General features: G+C 59.5%; 22 protein-coding genes and 3 pseudogenes. 12 read left to right on the top strand and 13 right to left on the bottom strand.

The window, feature by feature from the left end:
- The 4 genes and pseudogenes from E4P82_RS14200 to E4P82_RS14185 all read left to right on the top strand — a co-directional run.
- A partial coding sequence (locus tag E4P82_RS14200; RefSeq protein WP_211203154.1) for a transposase occupies nucleotides 1-260 on the top strand: 260 nt, incomplete at its 5' end.
- A 4-nt stretch (nucleotides 261-264) separates the two neighbouring features.
- Nucleotides 265-639, top strand: a pseudogene (locus E4P82_RS14195) (amino acid ABC transporter permease); the annotation flags it as partial.
- Complete coding sequence (locus tag E4P82_RS14190; RefSeq protein WP_169249499.1) at nucleotides 632-1,366, top strand: amino acid ABC transporter ATP-binding protein; 735 nt, start codon at nucleotides 632-634, stop codon at nucleotides 1,364-1,366. The pseudogene E4P82_RS14195 and the gene E4P82_RS14190, both read left to right, overlap by 8 nt.
- Before the next feature lie 14 nt (nucleotides 1,367-1,380).
- Nucleotides 1,381-1,986, top strand: coding sequence for a DUF938 domain-containing protein (locus E4P82_RS14185; RefSeq protein ID WP_169249498.1), 606 nt, complete (start codon nucleotides 1,381-1,383; stop codon nucleotides 1,984-1,986).
- A gap of 14 nt (nucleotides 1,987-2,000) precedes the next feature.
- Here E4P82_RS14185 and E4P82_RS14180 read toward each other — a convergent pair whose 3' ends face one another.
- Genes E4P82_RS14180 through nudC form a run of 3 tightly spaced genes read right to left on the bottom strand, consistent with a single transcriptional unit; the run spans nucleotide 2,001 to nucleotide 4,522 of the window.
- A complete protein-coding gene (locus E4P82_RS14180) occupies nucleotides 2,001-2,948 on the bottom strand; it encodes an adenylate/guanylate cyclase domain-containing protein (protein WP_169249497.1) in 948 nt (315 codons plus the stop codon).
- Between the two features lie 32 nt (nucleotides 2,949-2,980).
- On the bottom strand, nucleotides 2,981-3,667 hold the full coding sequence (locus E4P82_RS14175) for an HD domain-containing protein (protein WP_169249496.1): 687 nt from the start codon (nucleotides 3,665-3,667) through the stop codon (nucleotides 2,981-2,983).
- A gap of 27 nt (nucleotides 3,668-3,694) precedes the next feature.
- The gene (gene nudC, locus E4P82_RS14170; RefSeq protein WP_169249495.1) at nucleotides 3,695-4,522 is read right to left on the bottom strand and encodes an NAD(+) diphosphatase; all 828 of its coding nucleotides are present in this window, start codon (nucleotides 4,520-4,522) and stop codon (nucleotides 3,695-3,697) included.
- Nucleotides 4,523-4,801: 279 nt separating this feature from the next.
- On the opposite strand from nudC, the pseudogene E4P82_RS14165 reads away from it, so the two are divergent.
- The 5 genes and pseudogenes from E4P82_RS14165 (at nucleotide 4,802) to E4P82_RS14145 (ending at nucleotide 10,618) form a co-directional block, all read left to right on the top strand.
- Nucleotides 4,802-7,085 (top strand): annotated as a pseudogene (locus tag E4P82_RS14165) (NADP-dependent malic enzyme).
- Between the two features lie 222 nt (nucleotides 7,086-7,307).
- Complete coding sequence (locus tag E4P82_RS14160) at nucleotides 7,308-7,475, top strand: hypothetical protein (RefSeq protein WP_169249494.1); 168 nt, start codon at nucleotides 7,308-7,310, stop codon at nucleotides 7,473-7,475.
- A gap of 49 nt (nucleotides 7,476-7,524) precedes the next feature.
- Nucleotides 7,525-9,561, top strand: coding sequence for a right-handed parallel beta-helix repeat-containing protein (locus E4P82_RS14155; RefSeq protein ID WP_169249493.1), 2,037 nt, complete (start codon nucleotides 7,525-7,527; stop codon nucleotides 9,559-9,561).
- 230 nt (nucleotides 9,562-9,791) lie between these two features.
- Nucleotides 9,792-10,058 (top strand): hypothetical protein, encoded by a 267-nt coding sequence (locus tag E4P82_RS14150; protein WP_169249492.1) that lies wholly within the window; start codon nucleotides 9,792-9,794, stop codon nucleotides 10,056-10,058.
- 98 nt (nucleotides 10,059-10,156) lie between these two features.
- Nucleotides 10,157-10,618: a hypothetical protein gene (locus E4P82_RS14145; protein ID WP_169249491.1), complete on the top strand. Its 462-nt coding sequence runs from the start codon at nucleotides 10,157-10,159 to the stop codon at nucleotides 10,616-10,618.
- 260 nt (nucleotides 10,619-10,878) lie between these two features.
- Here E4P82_RS14145 and E4P82_RS14140 read toward each other — a convergent pair whose 3' ends face one another.
- A complete protein-coding gene (locus E4P82_RS14140) occupies nucleotides 10,879-11,067 on the bottom strand; it encodes a hypothetical protein (protein WP_169249490.1) in 189 nt (62 codons plus the stop codon).
- A gap of 169 nt (nucleotides 11,068-11,236) precedes the next feature.
- On the opposite strand from E4P82_RS14140, the gene E4P82_RS14135 reads away from it, so the two are divergent.
- Entirely contained in the window at nucleotides 11,237-12,007 is a 771-nt protein-coding gene (locus E4P82_RS14135; protein ID WP_169249505.1) for a GntR family transcriptional regulator, read from the top strand.
- Here E4P82_RS14135 and E4P82_RS14130 read toward each other — a convergent pair.
- Nucleotides 11,979-12,923, bottom strand: coding sequence for a ribokinase (locus E4P82_RS14130; protein WP_169249489.1), 945 nt, complete (start codon nucleotides 12,921-12,923; stop codon nucleotides 11,979-11,981). The two genes, E4P82_RS14135 and E4P82_RS14130, sit on opposite strands and share 29 nt — an antisense overlap.
- A gap of 298 nt (nucleotides 12,924-13,221) precedes the next feature.
- Between E4P82_RS14130 and E4P82_RS14125 the strand changes: the two genes are divergently transcribed.
- Nucleotides 13,222-14,121 carry a hypothetical protein gene (locus tag E4P82_RS14125; protein WP_169249488.1) on the top strand — a complete coding sequence of 300 codons (900 nt, stop codon included), beginning with the start codon at nucleotides 13,222-13,224 and terminating at the stop codon, nucleotides 14,119-14,121.
- 290 nt (nucleotides 14,122-14,411) lie between these two features.
- Nucleotides 14,412-15,260 (top strand): hypothetical protein, encoded by an 849-nt coding sequence (locus tag E4P82_RS14120; RefSeq protein ID WP_169249487.1) that lies wholly within the window; start codon nucleotides 14,412-14,414, stop codon nucleotides 15,258-15,260.
- 123 nt (nucleotides 15,261-15,383) lie between these two features.
- On the opposite strand, the gene dauA is transcribed toward E4P82_RS14120, so the two are convergent.
- From dauA to hyfB, 8 genes and pseudogenes are all read right to left on the bottom strand, one after another.
- Nucleotides 15,384-17,159, bottom strand: a complete 1,776-nt coding sequence (dauA, locus tag E4P82_RS14115) for a C4-dicarboxylic acid transporter DauA (protein ID WP_169249486.1) — start codon at nucleotides 17,157-17,159, stop codon at nucleotides 15,384-15,386.
- 14 nt (nucleotides 17,160-17,173) lie between these two features.
- On the bottom strand, nucleotides 17,174-17,362 hold the full coding sequence (locus tag E4P82_RS14110; RefSeq protein ID WP_169249485.1) for a hypothetical protein: 189 nt from the start codon (nucleotides 17,360-17,362) through the stop codon (nucleotides 17,174-17,176).
- 36 nt (nucleotides 17,363-17,398) lie between these two features.
- Nucleotides 17,399-17,914, bottom strand: a complete 516-nt coding sequence (locus E4P82_RS14105; protein WP_169249484.1) for an NADH-quinone oxidoreductase subunit B family protein — start codon at nucleotides 17,912-17,914, stop codon at nucleotides 17,399-17,401.
- Between the two features lie 10 nt (nucleotides 17,915-17,924).
- Nucleotides 17,925-19,457, bottom strand: coding sequence for a hydrogenase large subunit (locus tag E4P82_RS14100; protein ID WP_169249483.1), 1,533 nt, complete (start codon nucleotides 19,455-19,457; stop codon nucleotides 17,925-17,927).
- A 10-nt stretch (nucleotides 19,458-19,467) separates the two neighbouring features.
- A complete protein-coding gene (locus tag E4P82_RS14095) occupies nucleotides 19,468-20,925 on the bottom strand; it encodes a hydrogenase 4 subunit F (protein WP_169249482.1) in 1,458 nt (485 codons plus the stop codon).
- Nucleotides 20,922-21,587 carry a hydrogenase-4 component E gene (locus E4P82_RS14090; protein ID WP_169249481.1) on the bottom strand — a complete coding sequence of 222 codons (666 nt, stop codon included), beginning with the start codon at nucleotides 21,585-21,587 and terminating at the stop codon, nucleotides 20,922-20,924. The genes E4P82_RS14095 and E4P82_RS14090 overlap by 4 nt, the downstream gene beginning before the upstream one ends.
- Nucleotides 21,587-22,544: pseudogene (locus E4P82_RS14085) on the bottom strand (respiratory chain complex I subunit 1 family protein). Before E4P82_RS14085 ends, E4P82_RS14090 begins: the two are co-directional and overlap by 1 nt.
- Nucleotides 22,535-24,547 (bottom strand): hydrogenase 4 subunit B, encoded by a 2,013-nt coding sequence (hyfB, locus tag E4P82_RS14080; protein WP_169249480.1) that lies wholly within the window; start codon nucleotides 24,545-24,547, stop codon nucleotides 22,535-22,537. Before hyfB ends, E4P82_RS14085 begins: the two are co-directional and overlap by 10 nt.
- Nucleotides 24,548-24,552 lie beyond the last annotated feature (5 nt).

Genomic DNA, 24,552 nt, shown 5'->3' with positions numbered 1-24,552 from the left:
CTTGGCGTCTCCTCGAACGACTGGAAATCCATCACACCCCCAAGCACGGCAGTTGGCTGAACATGGCCGAGATCGAATTGAGTGTCCTGAGCCAACAGTGCTTGAATCGCCGTATCCCCGACGCCACCACCCTGGTCCGAGAGGTCGCCGCTTGGCAACAGGCTCGCAATGCCGATCCTCGGCCGGTGAACTGGCGCTTCACCACCGCAGATGCACGCATCAAACTCAAACGCCTCTATCCGTCAATCCAGGTCGGGTGAGGTACTAGCGCTGTTCGTCGGCGCCTACATCGCCGAAATCATTCGCGCCGGCATCCAGTCCATTGCCAAGGGCCAGACCGAAGCGGCGCGCTCGCTGGGGATGAGCGCCTTCCAGAACATGGCCTACATCGTGCTGCCGCAAGCCTTCAAACGGGTGTTGCCGCCGTTGGCCGGACAGTTCATCAGCCTGATCAAGGATTCTTCGCTGGTGTCGGTCATCGCCATCACCGACCTGACCAAGAGCGGGCGCGAGATCATCACCGCCAGCTTCGCCACCTTCGAGATCTGGTTCACGGTCGCCCTGCTCTACCTGGTGGTCACCTCGGTACTGTCGCAACTGCTCTTCTGGCTGGAACGGAGGTTCGCCCGCAGTGATTGAAGTCAGCAATCTGCTCAAGGTGTTCGAGGGACGCGGCCAAACGGTGCGAGCGGTGGACAACGTCAGTACCGCGATCGCCAAGGGCGAGGTGGTGGTGATCATCGGCCCGTCCGGGTCGGGCAAATCCACTTTCCTGCGTTGTCTGAACGGCCTGGAAGAGTTCGACGACGGACGGGTTGTCATCGACGGCATCGACCTCACTGGCAGCAAAACCAATATCAATACCGTACGTCGCGAGGTGGGCATGGTGTTCCAGCACTTCAACCTGTTCCCGCATAAGACCGTATTGGAGAACGTCACCCTGGCGCAGCGGGTGGTGCGCAAGCGCAAGGCCAGCGAGGCCAACCAGAAGGCCATGGCGCTGCTGACCAAGGTCGGCATCGCCGAGAAAGCAAACGAGTATCCTTCGCGACTATCCGGCGGTCAGCAACAACGAGTGGCCATCGCCCGCGCTCTGGCCATGGACCCCAAGGTGATGTTGTTCGACGAACCGACCAGCGCGCTGGACCCGGAAATGGTCGGCGAGGTGCTGGACGTGATGAAACAGTTGGCCAGCGAAGGCATGACCATGGCGGTGGTGACCCACGAAATGGGGTTTGCCCGCGAGGTTGCCCATCGGGTGCTGTTCATGGACGCCGGTCGCATTCTGGAAGACGCGCCGCCGGCGCAATTCTTCACCGCACCGCGAGAGCCTCGGGCCCAGGCATTCCTGAAGCAGGTGCTCTAATACCGAAAAGTGCCATGAGCCTTTACGCCAAACCCTATTCCGAAGCCTGCGAACAGAATAAAGCGCCTATTCTGGCGGTACTGCGGGAGGTCTTTACCGAGCCGGGCCTGATTCTGGAAATCGGCGCCGGCACCGGGCAACACGCCGTCCACTTTGCGCGGGAATTACCGCACCTGGACTGGCAACCGACCGATCAGGCCGACTACCTGCCCGGCATTCAGCTATGGATCGACGAAGCGGGTCTGCCGAATCTGCACCAACCGTTGGCATTGGACACCCGCCGCACACCGTGGCCGGTCACGCAAGCGGCGGGCGCATTTTCCGCCAACACCACCCACATCATGCATTGGCCCGCAGTGGAAGGCTTGTTTCGGGGCATCGGCCAGGTGCTGCAACCTGGCGGAGCGTTCTGCCTGTACGGGCCGTTCAATGATGACGGTCGCCATACCAGCGCCAGCAACGCCGCATTCGACCAAATGCTGAAACAGCGCGATCCGGCCAGCGGGATTCGGGACTTCAACGACCTTGACCGACTCGCGCGGGATAACGGCCTACAATTTCGGCGGGATTATCCGATGCCGGTCAACAACCGCATTCTGGTCTGGACTCGCCACGTTTAGTCACTCGGCGCGCATCACCCATGCACGCACCGAAAATGGATCAGATCGGGATCGCCGTCGGCAATCGCCTGGCCCAAACCAATCACCCCACGATCGTGCAAAGCGAACTCCTCGCGCCGCACGAAAAAACGTGCACCGTTTTCCAGCAGTAGATAAGTCCCGTTGGTACTGTGCTCCACCAGAACGAACTTGCCCTGCCGGAACTCGATGTCGGCGTGGCTGCGGGACACCAGTTCCCGCTCCACCACCAGATTGTTTCGCTCGCCGCGACCCATGGTGAAAGCTTGCGAACCAGGTACCACCTCAATGGTCCGTTCGCGATAATCCAGTATCAGTCGGGCGAACAACAGGCTGCGAAGCTCTTCTTGGCCGCCGCCGGCCATTTGGGTCAGGCTGGTGGATTCAAGCCAGATGATCTCGACGATGTCCATCTCGTCCTGCTTGCCCCGCACCCACGACCGTCCGAGATCGCGGGTCGACTGGGCCAGATCGGCCGGCAGACACGCCGCGGTTTCCCGCGTGGTGATGATCTGATCGGCCTTGGCCAGGGCCACCATCCGAGCGGCGATGTTGACCGCATCGCCGAACAGGTCGCTCTTTTCGACCAGGACCGGCCCGTAATGCAGACCGATCTTGACGGCGATGTTCAATGCGGCCAGTTCCTGATCCTCCTTGAGCGCCCGGTGCATCTCGCAGGCGGCGTTCACCGCCTGCCGCGCGCTCGCAAACCGGCTCATGATTTCATCGCCGATGGTTTTGATCACCGCGCCGTCATACGCGACGGTGCCCGAAATCAGCACATCCAGCACCCGCGTTTCGATCTGGCGTGCCCGCCAGTCGCCGTATTTTTCGAACAATCGGGTACTGCCGCAGATATCGGCGAACAGGATGGCGGCCATCACTTGCTGCTGGGATGCCGTCTGCTCTCCCGTTGCCCTCCGGTTACCGAATTTCAATTTCATGCCCCGCCCCCCGGAAAATACCGACGCTGGTTTCAGCCGTAGCCGCGCGCATGCAAGTTTTCGATGACCCGGCGGATATTGTCATGCGCGATCCGCTCGTAACGCTGCTGGAAAAATTCGGTCAAAAAGAAAGTCGGCCGATTTTGTAGGGATAGCAGAAAACGTAACTGGCCTGGGCAATAGATTTCGTCAACGATATCCGCGCATTCGGCGCGAATCCGGCGGCCATCCCGTTCGAACGCCTCCCACGGCAACCCAAAGCTGGAAAGGTCGATATCGACGATAAAGCGTTCGTCCCGCTGGGTGGGCGGATCGCGGTGGGTGGTAACCATGATCAGATCGTCGACCCGTTGCAGGAAAGCGGCGTCCGCGTGTCCCTCCGACCATTGCCGAAACAGATCGGCGCTGCGCCGTTCGTTATCCATCGCGCCCGACCGGTAAATCGCATCGTGGAACCACAGCGCCATCTCGACGGCGTCGGGATCGTCCATCAACGCCGCCGCTCGGTCGAATTCTTCCAGGCAATGCCGGACATGATCCAAAGTATGATAGCGGCGATGCGGTTCCCCATAGAGCTCGATCAGCCGGGCATGCATCGTTTCCGCCAACGCGCGACCGCCGCTCAGCCGCCGTTCCCACAAGGCCGCGAAACGCACCCGTTCCCGAATCGGGTCATGGTCCGCCGGCGCGACGGCGGTTTTGCTGGATCGCTCGAACATCGCGGGCCTCCAAGAGTCGCTTGCGCCCTACCCGGCGCGTGTCACAAAGTCCTCGACCAGGCGCCATGCCATACTCATCGGGCTGGGCAACCCCGGCAGATTCTCCGGCGCAAACCAGCGGGCCTCCAGGATTTCCCGCCCGTCGGCGCGCGGCTCGCCTTCGGCATGGTCGGCGGTGAAGGCCATCATCAGGGAATGTGGGAACGGCCATGACTGGCTGGCGAAATAGCGCAGATTCTTGACCCGAACGCCCACCTCCTCCGCCACCTCTCGGTGGATGGCCTGCTCCAGCGTCTCGCCGGCTTCGACAAAGCCCGCCAGCACACTGTAGACCCCCGGCAGGAAGCGCGGTGCGCGGGCCAGCAGGATCTCGCGTCCCCGGTTGATACGCACCATCACCACCGGCGACAGCCGCGGATAGGCGGCCAACCCACAGGCCGGGCAGCATCGGGCGCGTTCATCGTCACGCCGCTGGGTGGCCGTGCCACAACGACCGCAATATTGGTGCGTGCGGTCCCATTCGATCAATTGCAGGGCATGACCGGCCACCCCCAACAGGGTCTCGTCCAACCGCGACCACAAACCGCGCAAACCTTCGAACGCCATCCCCGGCGGCGGAGGCACCTCCGCCACCTCGACGGCATGGCAGGGTCGGCCGCGCAGCGTTCCCAGATACAGGCGGCGCACCACCGGCCAGCCGGCAAACGGCCAGTCCACCGCCACCGGCAGCTCGACCTTGGCTCCGTCGAATCGCACCAGCAGCTCGCTGCCTCCGAACACGAACCACCAGCCGGCTTCCCTGGCAACCGGCGAGCGAACCAGACCGGGTTCGAAATCGTCGGGCAACACCAGCATCGGCGGATCTCCTCTTCAAGCGATTTTCAGACGATCTGCTCGGCCAGCAAGAACCAGTCGATCAGGCTTCACTCAAATCATACCGCACCGTGCCAGCGCTTGCGTTGGATTGGCCGACGGTGGGCCAACAACCACCAAGCCACCGGCCAGAAACTTTTGGCCAATCAATTCAAGCGCAAAACGCGGCACGTAAATTGCTAAGATATTCCATTCTCTGTCTTTTTAGAGAATTTGGGATCTCACCTCACCATCATCTCACCAGGAATCGCTCGAATCCCCATGGCCGACAATTTCGACGAACGCGCCCTGCGCTACCATCGCATGGCTCCCTACGGCAAGATCGAAGTCACCCCGACCAAGCCGCTCGCCAACCAAATCGATCTGGCGCTGGCTTACTCCCCCCGGCGTCGCCGCCGCCTGCGAGGTGATCGTCGAAGATCCCCGCGAGGTATCCACCGTCACCGCTCGCGGCAATCTGGTGGCGGTCATCACCAACGGCACCGCCGTGCTGGGCCTGGGCGACATCGGCCCGCTGGCGGCCAAACCGGTGATGGAAGGCAAGGGCGTGCTGTTCAAGAAGTTCGCCGGCGTCGATGTGTTCGATATCGAAATCAGCGAGCGCGACCCCGACAAACTGGTCGAGATCATCGCCAGCCTGGAACCGAGTTTCGGCGGCATCAATCTGGAAGACATTAAGGCGCCGGAATGCTTCCAGATTGAGCGCCGGCTGCGCGACCGGATGAAAATCCCGGTGTTCCACGACGACCAGCACGGCACCGCCATCATCACCGCCGCCGCCGTGCTCAATGCCCTGTCGCTGGTCAACAAGAAGATCGCCGAGGTCAGGGTGGTCACCTCCGGCGCCGGCGCGGCCGGCATCGCCTGCCTCGATTTGCTGCTCGGTTTGGGCCTGCGGCGGGAAAACGTCATCGTCTGCGACAGCCGGGGCGTCATCTATCAGGGACGCGGCAATCTCGATGCGGAGAAAGCCGCCTATGCCGCCGACACTCCGGCGCGCACCCTGGGCGAGGCGATCGTCGGCGCGGATATTTTCCTGGGGCTGTCCAAGGCCGGGGTGCTCACCGGAGATATGGTGAAAACCATGGCCGATCAGCCGCTGATTCTGGCGCTGGCCAATCCGGTGCCGGAAATCATGCCGGAGGAGGCATTGGCCGCGCGGCCCGACGCCATCATCGCCACCGGCCGTTCCGATTACCCCAACCAGGTCAACAACGTCCTTTGTTTCCCCTACATTTTCCGGGGCGCGCTGGACGTGGGCGCCACCACGATCAATCAGGAGATGCAACTGGCCTGCGTCCGTGCCCTGGCGGAACTGGCGCGCGAGCCGCATTCCCAGGAGGAAACCGCCGCTTACGGCGATCAGCAAATCACCTTCGGGCCGGAATACCTGATTCCCAAACCGTTCGAGCCGCGCTTGCTGCTCACCTTGCCGCTGGCGGTCGCCAAGGCGGCGATGGACAGCGGCGTCGCCACCCGCCCGATTGAGGATTTTACCGCCTACCGCACGCAGCTCAGCCAGCGCGTCTACCGTTCCGGTCTGATCATGCGTCCGGTGTTCGATCGCGCCAAGACCGATCTCAAGCGAGTGATTTATGCCCAAGCCGAGGAAGAACGGATGCTGTGGGCGGTGCAAGGCGTCATCGACGATGGTCTCGCCAAACCCATTCTGATCGGGCGGCGCGGGCGTATCGAACAACGCATCGCCGAATTGGGTCTGCGCATCCGCCCCGATCAGGATTTTGAGATCATCGACCCCCAGAACAACCCCTACTACGAGGAATGCTGGCAGGAATACCACAAGTTACGCGGGCACTATGGGGTCGACCCCAACAAAGCCCGGGTCCGGGTCAACACCCGCGCCACAGTGATCGGGTCGCTCATGCTGCGCCTCGGTTACGGCGACGCCCTGCTGTGCGGATTGATCGGCGGTTTTCCCGATCATGTGGAATATGTGCTGGACATCGTGGGTCTGCGCGAAGGCGTCAAGACCCCGGCGGCCATGAACATGCTGATTACTTCGCGAGGACCGTTGTTCTTCTGCGACACCGACATCAACACCAACCCAACGGCCGAGGAAATCGCCGACATCACCTTGCTGGCGGCGGAGGAAGTCGGCCGTTTCCTGCCGCCGAAAATCGCCCTGCTGTCCCATTCCAGCTTCGGTTCGCACAAGTCGCGACAGGCGCGCAAGATGGCGGAAGCACTGCGAATCATCCGCCAGCGCGCGCCCGATCTGGAGGTGGACGGCGAAATGCGCGGCGATGCCGCTTTGTCCGAGGAATTGCGCAGTCGGGTATTCCTGCATTCGCAACTGAAGGGCGCAGCCAACCTGTTGATCATGCCTAATGCCGATGCCGCCAACATCTCCCATAACCTGCTCAAGGAGGTGACCAACAGCGTCTCGGTGGGGCCGATCATGCTCGGCTTGGCCAAGCCGGCGCACATTCTGACTCGCTCGGCGACCGCCCGGCGGATCATCAACATGACCGCCATTGCCGCGGTCGATGCGCAGGAACACCTGCTCCACCGGCAGCCTGTCTGATCCGAAACGGAGCATCCCCATCCAGGACTTTCGCCCTTACCACCCATCAATTGAGCTAAGCTTCCGCGCCAGGTGGACTGGGACAGGAGGTAACAATAATGGGAATGGTGGGGCGGTTAGCGGAGGAAGTAGGACCGGAACCGAGAACTGTGTTACATAAACTATGCATAACATGTGAGGGATAAGGTAGACTTTGCGATTAGGGCGATGCGCGAGCGGCGAATGCCGAACACAGCGGAACAGGTCATCGGGTTGCCGTTGGCCACCGAGCAGCGGGACATGTGCGAGCAGTGGTTGCGCCGGTTACTGAAGAATCCATTGCTCTCCAGTCCGGTGCTGCTGGAGCCGTGGGTGCGCCAAGCGCTAGCCGAGGCGAACTGGAACAGGTAGACGGTGGCGCTCAGTCTGGAGCGTTGACAATAAACAATGTGGGTGATTGATGAATACTAAGCGAATTGGCATGTTTGTAGTTTTGGTTTTGGGGTTCCTGTATTTGGTTTCGATGCAAGCAGCGCGTGCCGCTCTGATGGCGGACTTGGAAGGACCCGCGAATCAGCAACCGGTCTCGGGAATCGGAATTATTCGAGGGTGGGCGTTTTCGGATAGCGCCGGAGTATGGATCAGTCAAGCGGCTTTACGCATCGATGGCAAGGATATTACCGCTATTCCTTGCTGTAGCGTGCGGGCGGATGTGCAGGACGCTTTTCCACAGTTTCCCGCTGAGAATACCCGCAATAGTGGGTTCGGTATCACATTCAATTACGGCAATCTAACATCCGGCACGCATACCATCGCGGTGGCTATTCAAGATAGTAGTGGCGCCCAATTTGAGCGTACGCACACGGTCACAGTGGTCAAAGCCGGTGATTTTTCCTACATCGACCAGCTTGACCTGAACGGTGCCAGCGCCGAACGCCAAGGGCAAGATGTGGTTATTTCTGGGTTGCGGGTGCGCGATAAGGACAGTCAGCAGGAACAGTATGTCAATGCCCGGTTGCACTGGTTTCAGAACATGCAATCGTTGGGATTGGTGGAAACATCGACCACCGCCGCCACTCAGGTCATGACGCCTGCAAATAAGCTGAAGATGCCCTTAGCGGGGAAAAAGGTCCAGGCCACGAGCGCTGCGGCCAGCATCCAATACGCCGCGCTGGAAAGCCCTAACCATGGTGATACCGGTTCCGGCATCGCCGTCGTGCGAGGTTGGGCGGTTGCGCCATCTGACCGTTCGATTCAGCGGGTGCAGTTGTTCGTCGATGGCGAACCCTCGATGACCATCCCCTGTTGTTCGTATCGCAGCGATGTGGCCTCCGCCCTGCCTGGCGAACCCAACGCCGCCAACAGTGGCTTTGGTGTGACCTTCAACTACGGTAATCTCAGCGTGGGAGTGCATTCCATGACCGTCGAGATCGAGGACAGCAGCGGGGCATTGCGGAAGTTCGTGCGTGGCATTCTGGTACGCAATCCTGGCGATTTCAGCTTCCTGGAACAACTGGACCTTGGCGCCGCTCAGGTACGGATCGCCGGCGGACAACTGGTGATCGAAGGCGCTCTGGCCCGGGACAAGGCGACAGGCAAAACCGCCCAGCGCAATTTGCGTTTCCACTGGAACACGCCCGCGCAAGCGTTCACGCTGACTGAGGAAAGCGTGCAGGATGCGACTGTTGCGGATTTGACCTGCAAGGTGGATGGGGATACCAGCAGCCTTGAGAACCTCAAGCGCAATCCCGGACCGTCTGGCATATCGCTGGTGGAACTCATCACCGCTATTAATAGAAGAACAACTTCATTAGGGCGAGTGTTCGTTGGATTTGACCGTGAGGGCAGTATAACCTGTTCGGACACTATTCCTGAAATAAACGTACCTATTTCAATTAATGGGGATATTGATGGCAATGGCAGTCCAGATATTGACATCCAGGGTGGAAAACGGGAGCGCACTTTCAGTATTAATAGCAGTGATGTGACTATTCAGCAATTATATTTCCGAGGCGCGGATATTTATTATGAAGCAATAAATATTGATAAACATATTTCAGATATTTCTAATATAGCCATCCTAAATAATAAAATGACTGATGTATATCATGGATTTTCAGTTGATCCATACAATCGTTTGGCGCTTAGTCACTTGCTTATTAGTAATAACTTGATAAGTAATGAGGATGACAATGATAATGTAATAAATATCGAATCATCTTTGGATGATCAGGATCATTACGAGAATTTAATAATAGCGAATAACAACATTGAAAATGCAGATATTAATATTGATTCGAGTAACAATGATTCCATTATTCATGGTGTAAATATTATTGATAATAATATTATTGGTGGCATAGAAATTGGTACACCTGCTTTAGATATTCACAGCAGCACAGGAACAGTATTTGAAGGTGTAATTATAGGAAACTCTATAAATAAGCCCAATAATGATAGTATTTGCATAATTTTTAGATGGCACACAACTTACTGATGTGATCAATAATACTATTTCCTGCTCACTCAATTTAGGGAATTGGAGTGATCAAACCAATCGGATTATTCAAGCCGCTATCAGGGGAAATCGCATCATTAATGGAGGAGTTCTTACATGGCCGGGCGGCGAGAACAATACGATGATGCTTGATATTACAAACAATCAATTGATATCAAGATCAACATCTTATGGTGGTAAATCGCTAATTACATTAGCAGGCGGCGAGGGTGTTGGCACGAAAAAACAACAAGGCAATTGTAAAAATTAATAACAATGAATTGTCTGACGAGCTTCCTATGGGGAAATATTTTTTTGGTATTTACATTAATGGAGGTTTGGCTGGAGCATCAAACAGTATTATCACAGGCGAAATTACAAATAATAAAATTAATGCCACCGATAACAATGGTAGTGACAGTAAAAAAGGCTTAACAATTTACGGAGGTCTTGGTTATAATAGCAAAACATACGCAGCAACTCAAAAATATTGCTGATGTATTGACTGCTAACAATGATTTCAATAACCTAAAAAAACGGGGTTTATATTGCTGGTGGGTATTCACAAAATGATAACTCTATTGGTAATAAAGTATTGGGTGAGCTTCTTAATAATTCTGTAGAAAACTCCTCTAATATAGGGATCAAGATTTATGGCGGTGAACGTGAACTTAATGCAGAAGTCGTCAATAATGAAGTGCAAGCAAACATTTCCAACAATATAACAGATGGTCTTATTTGTAAGGACAATATACCAGGCAATATCGCTAATTGTATTCTATCTGGTAATACCGACACCAAGAGTGATACAAGATCCATTCAAATCGGACAGACAATAGGGATGAATCGTTCTGTTCAAAAGCAAATGCTCACTCACATGGAGCAACTTGGGAATAAGGAACAACAGCTTCGGGAGCGAGCGGCAACCATCTCCGATCCTCGCTTGCAAAAGCGTCTGCTCGATTTAAGCGACCGATTGTACGAAACTCAGTATAAAATGTCGGCTCGTATGACAGGTGTTCCAATGAGTGCTTTGAGTGACCAAATGGAACGGTAACGTTCTGGACCGAGATCCACTCGCCGACTTCCACCCACCTGCCCGTACAGTAGATCTAGAGCGCTACCCGGTTTAGCGACTCAAGCGGCCAAACGCTCAAAGAGTTCCGCGTCATTGCGGCCGGCGCGGTGAGTTGGACGAAGTTACCTTGAGATTAGGGTTTAGGAAGCTCGGCACCTGCAAAAACACCGGCCACCGATGACGGGCCTGTGCGATCCAAAACCTGGAGCGCGCAAGCCCTCAGCCAACACGCTAGCCGTTCAGGAGATTTTCTCGGTCAACAAGGGCCGACCGGGCGCGGTTTCGCCCAAATAATGCCGCACTCGCGCCAGTGCCTGTGGCAGGCTGGCCGACAGTAGCAATTTACCGGGAACGTTGTGCAACCCGGCGCGGCGCATCAGCAATGCCGGCTGACCGTGCACGCCCGCCACCGCCACCAGTGATGACACTGCCCGGACGTTTTTAAATATCTCGATTTGAGTGTCCAAATAATCGAGGTCAGTACACCTGGTCGGACCACCGCATCGCATGGGTGATTTGTCCCAGAATCAGTGGACAATTTGGCCCGAAATACTCACAGTTTGATTTTTATCCGTATAGTCTCATTCCGTGACCGCCATGAAGTCAGAGCAACTGATCGAGCATTTAGTCCCCGACCGCGAAATGGCTGCGCCCAGCTATCTACAAGTAGCGGATAAGCTCACCCAACTCATCGAATCGGGAGAGATCCCCCCTGGCCAAAGCCTGCCATCTGAACGGGTATTAGCCGAAAAACTACAGCTCAGTCGCACCACGGTACGCAGGGCCTACGACGAATTGCGGGCCAAGGATTATTTATCCACCCATGGCCGCGCGGGCGTAGCTGTCAAAACGCCGCCGCGCTTGTCCCCGCGCCTGGGACGCCTCAAAGGGTTTACCGAGGAAATGCGGGAACTGGGCATGAAGCCCTCTACCCGCCTGATGGAACGAGACATCGTGACGGATCGCACCCTATCTTCGCTGTTTGAGCGCCCGACCACCGCGCAATTTCTGCGTCTGGTGCGGGTGCGACTGGGCGATGGCACGCCGCTGTCGCGGGAAGTGGCCTGGTATGATCTAAGCGCCGCACCAGCGCTGACCGAATGGAATGTCGTGGGTTCGATCTACCAGTATCTCTATGAATATTGTGGTATTGCCCTGACCTGTGGCGAACAAACGATTGAGGCCATCATGAGTTCTCCCACGGAAATGGCGGTGTTCGAATTCGCCGAACCCGGCCCGTGCCTGCTCCTGAAGCGTAAAACGTATAGCGCTTCCCGGCAAATGATCGAATATGTCGAAGGCACTTTTCGCGGAGATGCCTATGCTTACCGCCTCACGCTCAACCTGGAACAGCCGCCGCTGCCATAAAAGCCTCCACTGTGGCGCATCGAGGCAGGCCGTCCAGGATGCCTTCACGGGCGGCGATGAGCGCGCCGCAAGCATTGCCTATGCATAACGCTTCGGTCAGGGACAGACCACGTAGCAGCGACCATACCAATCCAGAGCCAAAAGCATCTCCCGCACCGGTGGCGTCAATCTGCTGGATGAGGTAGGCAGGTTGGCTTACGACTCGTCCCACAGCGTCGAGCGCCACGCAGCCCGCTTCGGCCAGGGTGACGACCAGCAACCGACCCATCCAGCCGAGTTGTCGGGCCAGCTTGGGCAGTTGCTCCGACCAATCCTGCGGGGTCAGCTTCTCCAGATCCGACTGATCGAACATCAACGCTGCTTCATTGGCATTGACCACCAGCACATCGGTTAGCGCCAGTAACTCGTTATCGATTTGACGCCATGGAGAGGGATTCAGGTAGGTGTGTTTGCCGAGCCGACGGGCTTGGCGAAAAGCGTGCAGGACGACCGGATCGGGAATTTCAAACTGTGCCACCACCCAATCCGCATGGACGAAGACATCGCGCGCCTGATCAACATGTTCGGCGGTTAACAGAGCGTTCGCACCCAGGTGGATCGCCAGGAAGTTCCGACCGTCCGGGGCGATGAAGCCGACGCCGTAACCGGAATTTGGTCCCAAAGTTAAAACCCGCGTGGTGTCCATCCCTTCCTCGTCAAGCCGGCGCTTGACCGCCGCGCCCGCTTCGTCGGCTCCTACCGCCATCAGCAAGTCCACGGTAACGCCCAAACGGTGCAGTCCCACGGCCAGGTTCAAGCCTTTGCCACCGTGTTCCTGGAAGATGCGCGTGGCCGCCAAGGATTCGCCAGCCAGAGGCAGGCGATCCACGTATAAAAAGTTAGCGTTCATGTAGTTGCCAAGCACGAAGGCGCGCATAAATTCCCCCTGCAAGTGCTGATAATCATTCAGCGTTGCGCCTGAGATTAGTTGACTTTAAGGATTGCTTAAGGTATTTAAATGGTATTATTGAGTGATCATAAAAGTATGTTTACCAAACCGAATCGCGGGTGAGCGACTGCTCGATATCGAACCCGTCTTTGCGTAGCTCGTTGTTTGAAAGATGCCTCTATGAACAATCCCTACATTGCGCCTAGTTCACTGATGCCAAGCTCGATGCCAATGCCAGGTGTCTTCAAGTCGTTTGTGTCGGGGTCCGAGCGTTTTGGACAGAACCGTGCCTTTTTTTAACTCGGAATTACTGACGAGCGGTTCTGGAACTGGCGGCAATGCCAAGCTCACTATCTATCTTCGTCTGTACCTTGTGCGGCGCGACCGAATTGAAGAAATCAATCCCAGACCAAAGCAGGACGATGGTCGCGACCTGGAAGTAGTGCCATGGGGTACTCCGACCGGTATCGGCAAAGCATATAACTTTGCTGAATTCAAGCAAAAAGTAAAGGAACACGCGGAGGGATTTTGGAACAACACCAACTTCTGGCTAGTGCCGCCGCCAGACTACCGTGGATTGGACTATCCGGTCGGCAACCCAAAGATGCGGCCGAATATCGAATGCAAGTTTAAAATTGTCTGGGCTGATGGACGAGACGATGCTCATGCCATCATCGATTGCTTTTGCCCCATTCGGCCGCATCGTTATAGACCCTATGTCAGTCACCCAGCAGAAGGGGCTCTCGGCGGACATTGGACATGCTATGACTTAGTCGCCTTTCCAGGGGATTTCGTTATTCCCGGTGGCAAAGAATGTACAGTGAATGTCGGTGACCCACTTGGAAACATGACAACGAAGACAATCCGTTGCGATAAGGAGCTGGCCCATGAGGCGGTCTGCCATGAAGTCGGGCACCTGCTGGGATTGGATCACGTCGGTCAATTCCTGAAAACTCCAGCGTGTATGGAAGAATTGAAAAAGAATTCGGTCACAGGGAATGGTGCGGCGGCTTGTTATCGCGGCCCAACGTATCCCGACACCGAGAATATCATGGGGGCGGGGGATAAGTTAGCGCTATGGAACATCATGCCTTGGGCCAGCCGTGTTACCTCCCATACTGGCATCGGTTTGCAAGGTTGGCGCGCATCTTTGGCAAAGACTCTCCCTCCCAAAACATTACGTTGAGAAAACAGCGATACGAGTATTGATGCTTGCTGGAAGCGGCGAGATTTTAACTTTATGGATTTTTTTATGAAGTCGATCTGGACGAACGGTTTGCCCACTTGATGCCGCACCGCTAATCTACAAGTGATCCTCGTTTCAGGAGACAGTGCTGGCTTAATGACTCTTGGGAATTACTGCTGGCGACGTGACGATTAGTTTCATGTGAATTGTCGGAGCGCCAAGTAACCAACAGTAAGATGTAGTGAAATACGATCCGCTTCCTACAAGTATTCCGAACCGAGGAGGCAACCATGGAAACTTTCCATCGTCATCGCGAACCGCGCACGGTCGAGACGACCCACACCAAGCGGGATGACACAATCAGGCCAAAAAAACCCACTCTCGGCGGGCGCATCGTCCAAATCGCGCTTGGACTGGTTGGATGCCATTACATCAACGGGGCGTACGGCGCAACGCCGGGCTGCAATGACGGCACTCCCTTGCCGATACGACGAGACCTCAAGTTGGTGGCCAACTCCAAGCGCCTTGATCCTAATAAGCAGAAGGATAAAACGCAGGACTTGGCAGTGTTAGCCGCGCAGATGTTCGTCAAGCGACACTGCATTTGCGGCGGTAACTACAATAATTTCGTTGGCGCTCGACACGCCTCACCCTCGGACTGGGACCTCAATAATTACCTGACTTCCCTCAAAGACAAGCATCCCACAGCCTGGATCAATTACTACGGGCAGTTCACTCCACGCCGCGTCTACGGACCAGCGCGTGGTGGCGACATTGGCGGCAAACTGGTGTGGGGGCAGTCTTGCAAGGGCATTCGCCATTTCGATTGTATTGGGTTTATCAGCTACTGTTTGTGGCAGGCGACCGGTAAGGTCATCCAGCTTGAAATCGCGCAATGGCGCACGCCCAACCAACCTATGACGGGTTCGAAGGTTTACGATTTCAGCGCGGGACGTAAGCCTGAAACTTTGATGGATGGCGATATTCTGGTGAAAGCCGACCATCACATCGCCTGGGTCGCGGCCAATGGAACCATCATCGAAGCGGCGGACACCGATCTTGGCGTCGTGGCGAAGGGCCAGTTTGAACTCGATAAATCGCCCGGCGCTTGGACCCATTTGGTGCGTTTGCCGCTTTAAGACGCAGTCTAACTCCCTACGAACACTGAAAATCCGCAGCTAATTGGCCGACATATCGGCCGGTGCGGCGAAATCTTGCTGTTCTGAAACGCATCAGCCCTGGACAGGGTACCCCTCAACCGTTCAGGAGATCTGCTCGGTCAGCAAGGGCCGACCGGTCGCGGTTTCGCCCAAATAATGCCGCACTCGCGCCAGTGCCTGTGGCAGGCTGGCCGACAGTAGCAATTTACCGGGAACGTTGTGCAACCCGGCGCGGCGCATCAGCAGTGCCGGCTGACCGTGCACGCCCGCCACCGCCACCAGCACTTCGTCGCTCCGCAGCCGCTCGATGGCTGAGTCCAACGCCACCAATCCCGACACATCCATGACTGTCACTGCTTCGATATCGATGATGACCGCTCGCGGCCGGACCCCGATGTCGTGCAAGGCGCTCATTGCCTTTTCCGCCGCGCCGAAGAAGAGCGAACCGGAAACTTCATACAAGCGCACGCCGTCCGGCAGCGGGCTTTCAAGATGAGGATGATCGGCCTCCACATGCTTGCCGCCGGTCAAGGCCGCCATGCGGTTCATGAACAGCAGCGCGGCCAGCACCACGCCGACACTGATGGCGACCACCATATCGAACAGCACCGTCAACCCGAAACAGACCAGCAATACCAGGATGTCGCTGCCGGGCGCCACCTGAATGATATGACGAAAGTGCTTGAGTTCGCTCATGTTCCATGCCACCAGCAGCAGCAAGGCGGCCAACGCGGCCATGGGCAGATAACCCAGCAGCGGCGCCAGTGCCAGCAAGACCGACAGCACGAACAAGGCGTGGAAGACGGCGGCCAACGGACCTCGGGCGCCAGCGCGGATGTTGGCGGCGGTGCGAGCCAGCGCACCGGTCGCGGCGATACCGCCGAAAAACGGCGCCACGACGTTGCCGATGCCCTGCCCGATCAGTTCGGCGTCGGGATCGTGCTTGGTGCCGGTCATGCCGTCGGCCACCACCGCGCATAGCAGCGACTCGATGGCCCCCAGCATGGCGATCGCCATCGCCGGACCCAGCAAATCCTTGATCAATCCCAGCGACAGCCCCAATACTGGTCCGTCCGGGCCGGGCAATTGCCACGGCAACCCGAAACTTGGCAGGAATGGCGGGATGCCCGGCAAGGTCTCTCCGCCCAACGTATAGCTGAACCGCGACGCGATGGTAGCGACCTCGAAACCGTCCACGGTTCGACCGAGCAGCCAAGCCAATACGGTGGCGATCGCCAGACCGGCCAGCGGCGCCGGCAAGCCGGTTTTCAGGCGCGGCCATAGGATCAATAGAGCCAAGGTCAGGGCGCCTATCAGCAAATCCGGCAGGTGCAAACCGGGCAGCGCCTGCCCCACCAGCCATAACCGCTCCACGAAATTCTCGGGCTGGGCAGCCAGTTGCAGGCCGAGGAAATCCTTGAATTGCAGGCTGGCGATCACCACCGCGATGCCGGCGGTGAAACCGGTGGTCACCGGATAGGGAATGAACTGGATCAGCTTGCCCATCCGTGCCACACCCATGCCGATCAATATGATACCGGCCATGCAACTGGCAGTGACCAACCCGCCAAGGCCATATTTCTCAGCGATGGGATGCAGGATGACGATGAAGGCGGCGGTCGGCCCGGACACGCTGTAGCGGGAGCCGCCGGTCAGGGCGATCAGCAACCCGGCGACGATGGCGGTGTACAAGCCATACTGCGGCGGCACCCCGCTGCCGATCGCCAACGCCATCGACAGCGGCACCGCGACAATGCCGACGGTAATGCCGGCCAGCAAGTCTTCTCGCAACTTGGACAGGTTATAACCGCCGCGCAGCTTGTCGCGCAGGGCGGTACCAAACGGCAGATAAAGTGAATGCTCCCGGTCGGGTTTCATGAAGAGCGGATTCTTTATCCGTTTTGGGAACGCGGGGGCTGAACGATCACAGTCTTTTCATCGCCGGACTTGGACTCCTCGATGATGTAGCCCCGCTCGTTTTCCAGATAAAACTCGATGATTTCCAGCGGGATCGACCTGAGTTGACTCAGGTACACCATGGAATCCTTGAAGCGTTGCAGTTCGGCAACGGTAATGGTCATGGGATGCCTCCAAATCGATGGGTTGGCGGTAAACAACTATCGGACCACTTGCAACAACGCCAGCAAGCCTTCCAGTAATTGCATGGGATTGGGTGGACAACCGGGAATGTGCAGATCGACGGGAATGACCTCGGCCACCCCGCCGACGCAGGCGTAGCCGCCGGCGAACACCCCGCCGTTCCGCCCGCAATCGCCCACCGCGACCACCCATTTCGGATCGGGCGTGGCGGCATAGGTGCGCTCCAGCGCCTCGCGCATATTGACCGTCACCGGCCCGGTCACCAGCAACACATCGGCATGGCGCGGCGAGGCGACGAAGTGGAAACCGAAGCGCTCCAGGTCGTAAAAAGCATTGTTCAGCGCATGGATCTCCAGCTCGCAACCGTTGCAGGAGCCGGCATCCACCTCGCGGATCGCCAGACTGCGACCCAGGCGGCGGCGGGCGGCTCGATCGACCTTCGCGCCCAATTCGGTCAGGGCGGATTCGGAAGGCGCCGGAGCGGGAAGGGTCAGCGGCGACCGCCACCCATTTTGCAACAGCAGCTTGCGCATGACGGAGCGCCTAGAGATCGTGGCCCGAATACGAGCAGTTGAAGGATTTGTTACACAAGGGAAAATCCGCCACGATATTGCCTTCGATGGCGGCTTCCAGCAGCGGCCACTGAAACCAGGAGGGATCGCGCGGATGACAGCGCGCCACCGTGCCGTCGGCGGCCAAGCGCAACCAAACCAGGATGTCGCCGCGAAAGCCCTCGACCAGCGCCATGCCTTCGACCAGCCGGCCAGACTGATTCAGTGCCCCATGCACCGGACCCGATGGCAATCGCTCCAGAATCCCTTCGATCAGGGCCAGACTCTGTTCCACCTCGCGGATGCGAATCCACACCCGGGCGTTGACGTCGCTTTCGCGCCGCACCGGCACCTCGAACTCAAGCTGATCGTAGGGCGGGTAACCCGGCTCGCGGCGAGCGTCGAAGGCACGGCCGGCGGCGCGGCCGATCACGCCGCCGCAACCGAACTGCTGGACCAGCGTCGGATTGAGCGTCCCGGTATTGGCGGCGCGATCTTGCAGCGAGGCGGTGTTGTCATACAACTCGACCAAGGGTGGAAACGCGCGGCGCATCTCGGCCAGCAGGGCTCGCAAGATCGGCACGCCATCCGCCGGCAAATCGACGGTCACGCCTCCCGGAACCACGCAATCCATCAGCAGACGATGACCGAAGCAGGCGGCGCTGGCGCGCAGCACCCGCTCGCGCAACACCGCGCAATGGGCCAGCATCAAGGCAAAGGCGGCGTCGTTGCAGATCGCGCCGATGTCGCCGCAGTGATTGGCCAAGCGCTCCAATTCGGCCATCAGCGCCCGCAACCAATGCGCGCGCGCGGGAATCTCAGTTTCCGTCGCCGCCTCGACCGCCCGAGCGAAGGCCAAGGCATAAGCCACCGTGCTGTCGCCGGATACCCGCCCCACCAACCGCGCCGCCCGTTCCAGCGACGCACCGTTCAGCAGGCTCTCGATACCCTTGTGGACATAACCCAGCCGCTCTTCCAGCCGGACCACGGCCTCGCCGTTGGCGGTAAAGCGGAAATGGCCGGGTTCGATGATGCCGGCGTGAACCGGCCCCACCGGAATCTGGTGCAGGCTTTCGCCCTCCGTCGGTAGAAACGGATAAGGCGGCAGCGCTTCGGCCGGCGCGGTTGGAGAACCCAGAGGATGACGCAGCGGCCAGCAGCCGTGATCCAGCCAGGGACGAAGATCGGGACCGGCGGCCGGTTGCAGACCGACCAGATCAGCGATGGCGCGTTCCAAGCGTTGCGCCGGCGGATGCCAGCGCCCCACCGAGGGAAACTCGCCGGCCGAACAGGGCAGGCTGGCGATGCCCGGCGTACCGGTCTCGAACTCATGAGCCGCCAGGTGAACCATGCCGGGTTCGCCCCATAATCCGAGCAGACTCCATCTGCTTTTCGCCAAACCGGCCAGCAGCACGTTCCAGGTTTCGGCGGTCACCACGAACCGGAGCCAGGGTCGATGCCCGGTGACCAGATGTCCGACCCCCAGCACGGTCAGCAAGGCGGAGTTGGTATTGGTCGCGCTCATCGTACCGCCCTCACCCCAGCAACACCGCGACATGGCGGAACCAGGCCACCAGCGGCTCGGGCAACCAGAATCCGGCGACCAGCACCAGCAGCAGATGCACCGTCGTCGGCAAGGTGCTGGCCCGCACCGGCACGAACGCGGCGTTGTCCGGCTGGCCGAACGCCACGCCGTGCAACCGCCATAGCAGGGTGCCGAACGCCAGCAGTAACCCCACCACCAGCGGCAGCGCCAGCAACGGTTGGCGGGCGAAGGTGGAACTCACCACCAGGAACTCGCTCATGAAAACCCCGAACGGCGGCATCCCGGCGATGGCGATCACGCCCGCCACCAGCCCCCAACCGAGGGTTGGATGAGTGACGGTCAAGCCGCGAATGGTGGAAATCCGCTGGGTGCCCTTGACTTGGGAAATATGGCCCACGGTGAAGAAAATCGCCGACTTGGTCAGGCTGTGCAGGGTCATGTGCAGCAACCCGGCGAAGTTGGCCAGCGGCCCGCCCATGCCGAAGGCGAAGGTGATGATGCCCATGTGTTCGATGGAGGAATAGGCGAACAAGCGTTTGATATCGCCCCGGCGGTACAGCATCAAGCCGGCGAACAGCAGGGACAATAGCCCCAGACCGACCATCAGCGGCCCCGGCGCCAGCGCGGACGGATTGGCGCTCATCAGCATCTTGAAGCGCAGCACCGCATACAGCGCCACGTTCAACAACAACCCGGACAGCACCGCCGAGATCGGCGTGGGACCCTCGGCGTGCGCGTCCGGCAGCCAGGCGTGCAGCGGTACCAGACCGGCCTTGGTACCGTAACCGAGCAACAGGAATATGAACGCCAGATTGAGCAGCGCCGGATCGAAAGCATCGGCATGCGCGAGCAATCGGTCCCAAGCCATGGCCGGCAGCCCCTGCCCGATCGCCGGCTGCGCCGCCAGGTACACCAGGATGGTGCCGAACAGCGCCAGGGCGATGCCGAGGCTACCCAGGATGAAATACTTCCAGGCGGCTTCCAGCGCGGCGTGGGTCCGGTAGAGACCGACCATCAGCACCGTCACCAACGTCGCCAACTCGATCGCCACCCACAGCAGTCCGATGTTGTTGGCCAGCAGCGCCAGGTTCATGGCGAACAGCAGCGCCTGATACATGGCGTGATAGAAGCGCAGATACGCCGGGGTCAGCCTGCCGGTTTCCAGTTCGTGGGCGATGTAGCCGGCACTGAACACGCTGGTGGTGAAGCTGACCCAATTGTTCAGCGCGATCAGATAGATGTTGAAGTCGTCCACCCGCAGGTAGAGATTGGCCTCGGGTCGCGCCTGGAACAGGGCGGCGGCGGCCAGCAGGCACAACAGCGCCGCGCCGACGTTCAGCCGGGCGCCGAACCGGTAACCGGACACCAACACCAGCACCAGCGCCGCGATGGCCGGAACGCCCAACAACGTGGCCATCGCCATGAGACCGAGATCCGCGCCGCTCATCGCCGCCGCTCCTCCCGGAAGGTATCCATCGCCTGCATGTCCACGCTATCGAAGCGCTCCCGGATGCGGAACAGAAAGATGCCGATCACGATCAACGCGATCAGTACCGAGAAAGCGACGCTGATTTCCACCGCCAGCGGCATGCCGCGCGCCCCGGCGGCGGCCAGCACCAGCCCGTTCTCCAGCGACATGAAACCGATCACCAGGCTGACCGCGTTGTGGCGGGTGACCATCAGCAGCAACCCCAGCAACACCACCGCCAGGGCGAAGGCCAGATCTTCGCGCGCCAGCGCGTCGGCGGTGGCCGTCACCGGCAGCATCACCAGAATCGCCAGCGCCACCAACCCGGTACCGGCCAGCATGTCCCGGCCCACGCCCCGCACCGTCTCCAGCGTGCGATGGATGCCGAGTTGCCGGACGATGCGGTGGAGCGCGACCGGAATGACGATCGCCTTGAACACCAGCGCGATGCCCGCCGTGATGTACAGGTGATGCGCGCCCTGAACGGCGGCCTGCCAGCCGACCGCCAGCGCCAGCACCAGCGAGTGCAGGGCGAAAACGTGGATCAGGGCGTAGAGGCGATCCTGATACAGCAGCAGAAAGCTCGCCACCACCATGCCGCCCGCCAGAAAATGGGCGATATCGAAGGCCAGACCGTGCATCACAGACTCCGGGACACGAACAGCAACAGGGTGCCGAGCAAACCCAGCATCAGCGCCGCGCCCAGAAATTCGCCGACCCGGAACACTCGCATCTTGGCGATGCTGGTTTCGAACAGCGCCAACAACAGGCCGCCCGCCGCCAGCTTGGCCAGATACGCGACCACGCCCACCAGGTAATCCACGAAACCCGCGCCGGCGGTCGCCATGCCCCAGGGCGCGAAGATGCAGGCCGTCAGCGACAGATAGAGCAACAACTTCAGGGAAGCGGCCAACTCGATCAGTGCCAGATGGCGGCCGGAGTATTCCAGTACCATCGCCTCATGCACCATGGTCAGTTCCAGGTGGGTGGCCGGATTGTCGACCGGGATCCGGGCATTTTCGGCGATTGCCACCATGACCAAGGCCAGCAACGCCAGCGCCAACGACACCCGCAGGCCAACATCGGCATTCAGCATGAAACGGGCGACCGCCGACAGTTCGGTGGTGCCGGCCAGCAGCGACAAGGTGAACACCATCATCAGCATGGCCGGTTCGGCCAGCGAGGCGATCATCATCTCGCGGCTGGCGCCGATGCCGCCGAAGCTGGTGCCGACGTCGAGTCCGGCCAAGGCCAGAAAAAAAGCGGGCAGTGCCCAGTAGGGCAACGATGGCGATCAGATCGGCCGTCCAACTGAACGGCAGGCCACTGGCGAAAGTCGGCACCAGCGACGCCGCCACCCAGATGGCGGCGAATATCAGATAGGGCGCCACCCGAAACAGCCAGGAGGCGGAGTCGGCCAGCACCACATCCTTGCGCAACAGCTTGAGCAGATCGCGGTAGGGTTGCAGCGGGGTCGGGCCACGCCGACGCAGCAGTCGCGCCTTGATCGTGCGGACAAAACCGGTAAGCAGCGGAGCCAACAGCAGCGTCAGCAGCATCTGGCAGCCCTGCACCCCATGATCGGCGGTCAGCGCCATAGCACCATCCCCAGCAGCAGCAGCACCAGCGCGCCGAATACCAGGCTCAGATAGCGACGGATGGTGAGGTATTGAAAAGCGTTGAAACGGCTGGAGAGCGCCACCACGGCCGCGACGATCGGGGCGTAACCACGCTCCCAGACCGGGTCGCGCAGTTCGACCTCCAAGCGCGCCGCGCGCGAGTCGCCCGGTGGCGGCATGAACACCCGTTCCCGGGCCTGGAACACCACGCTACCGAACACTCGGCGGATCGGTTGGGCAAAGCTGCCGGCAGTGTACTGGGTTGCGGGGCTGGCTTCGGGAAAGCCGCAATCCCAGGCCGGGCCGCGCCGCGCCACGGCGGAGGCAAAGCGATGGATCAGGAAAGCGGCGGCGATTCCGGAAAATGCCATGAACAGCAACACCAGCAAGCCGTTGTAGCTGCTTTTGACATCCACCACCGGCACCAGCGTCAACCAGGGTTGGCTGCTCTGCGCCGTCAGTCGGGTATCGCCATTGAGCATGCCCACCACCGGCGACAGGCCGTCCACCACCAGTCCGGGCAGGATGCCGGCCAGCAGGCAAAGCGCCGCCAGAACGAACAGCGCAACCAGTGAATAGCGATCGGTCTCCCGCGCCTCGGCGGCGGCGGGCGAACGCGGCCGTCCCAGGAAGGTGATGCCGAAAGCCTTCACGAAGCAGGTGGCGGCCAGCGCGGCGGACAGCGCCAGCAGCGCGCCAACCGCCGGCACCAGGAACTTGAGCAGCCATTGCGGCAGTTCCGGGCTGGCCAGGATGGCCTGGAAGGTCAGCCATTCCGAGACGAAACCGTTCAGCGGCGGCAACGCCGAAATCGCCGCCGCGCCGATCAGAAACGCCAGCGCAGTCCATGGCATCGGGTGAATCAAGCCGCCCAGTCGCTCCATGTCGCGCTCTCCGGTGGCGGTCAGCACCGCGCCGGTACCGAGAAACAGCAGACTCTTGAACAACGAATGGTTGAGGATGTGAAACAGCGCGGCGGTCAGCGCCAGCGCGGCATTCGCGTACATATGATTGGTCTGAAACGCCAGCGCCAGTCCCAGACCGATGAAGATGATGCCGATGTTCTCCACCGTGTGATAGGCGAGCAGTCGCTTCAGATCGTGCTGCATCAGTGCGTACAGCACGCCCAGCACGGCGGTGATTCCACCCAGCGCCAGCACCAGGCCGCCCCACCACCAGGCCGGCTCGCCCAGCAAATCGAAGGCGATGCGGATGAAACCGTACACCGCCACCTTGGTCATCACCCCGCTCATCAACGCCGATACCTGGCTGGGTGCGGCCGGATGCGCCAGTGGCAACCAGACGTGTAGCGGCACCAGGCCAGCCTTGGAGCCGGCTCCCGCCAGCGCCAGCGCCAGCACCAACGCCGCCGCGCCCGGCGTGACCTGAGCGGCGCGGATGGCGGCGAAATCGTAACCACCATTGGGACCGGCCAGCAGTCCGAAGGCCAGCAGCAACGCCAAGGTACCGAAACAGGCCATGACCAGATACAGATAACCGGCGCGGGCGTTGGCCGGCTCTCGATGGTGAGCCATGACCAATGCCCACGAACTCAGCGACATGAATTCCCAAACGAACAGGAAGGTAAAGGCATCGTCGGCCAGCAGCACCAAGTTCATGCCGGCCAGAAAGGCCGGGTAGAACGGCAACACCCGTTCGGGCGCCTGCTCGTGCTGGCCGTAGCCCAAGGCGAACAAGCTGGCCACCGCGCCGCCGAGATTGACCACGATCAGGAAAAAGGCCGACAGCGCGTCCAGGCGGAAATGCGCGCCCAGCCAGGGCAAACCAATGGGTAAGGTCAGCGTGATCGGCGTTCGGTCGCCCAGCAGATGCGCCAGCGCCATCCCCAACAAGATGATGCAGACGGCCAGACTGACCCCGTAGACCTGGCGGGTGCAACTCGCCCGGCGCGATGTGGCGATCGCATGGAGACCGACGGCGAACAGGGCCATGGCCAAGCCCAATGACAGCGACAACGGCATGGTGA

The organism is Candidatus Competibacter phosphatis, from assembly GCF_012939995.1.
Lineage (GTDB): Bacteria > Pseudomonadota > Gammaproteobacteria > Competibacterales > Competibacteraceae > Competibacter > Competibacter phosphatis.
The sequence above is the reverse complement of the archived record's forward strand: the minus strand, read 5'-3'. Positions and strand labels throughout refer to the sequence as shown.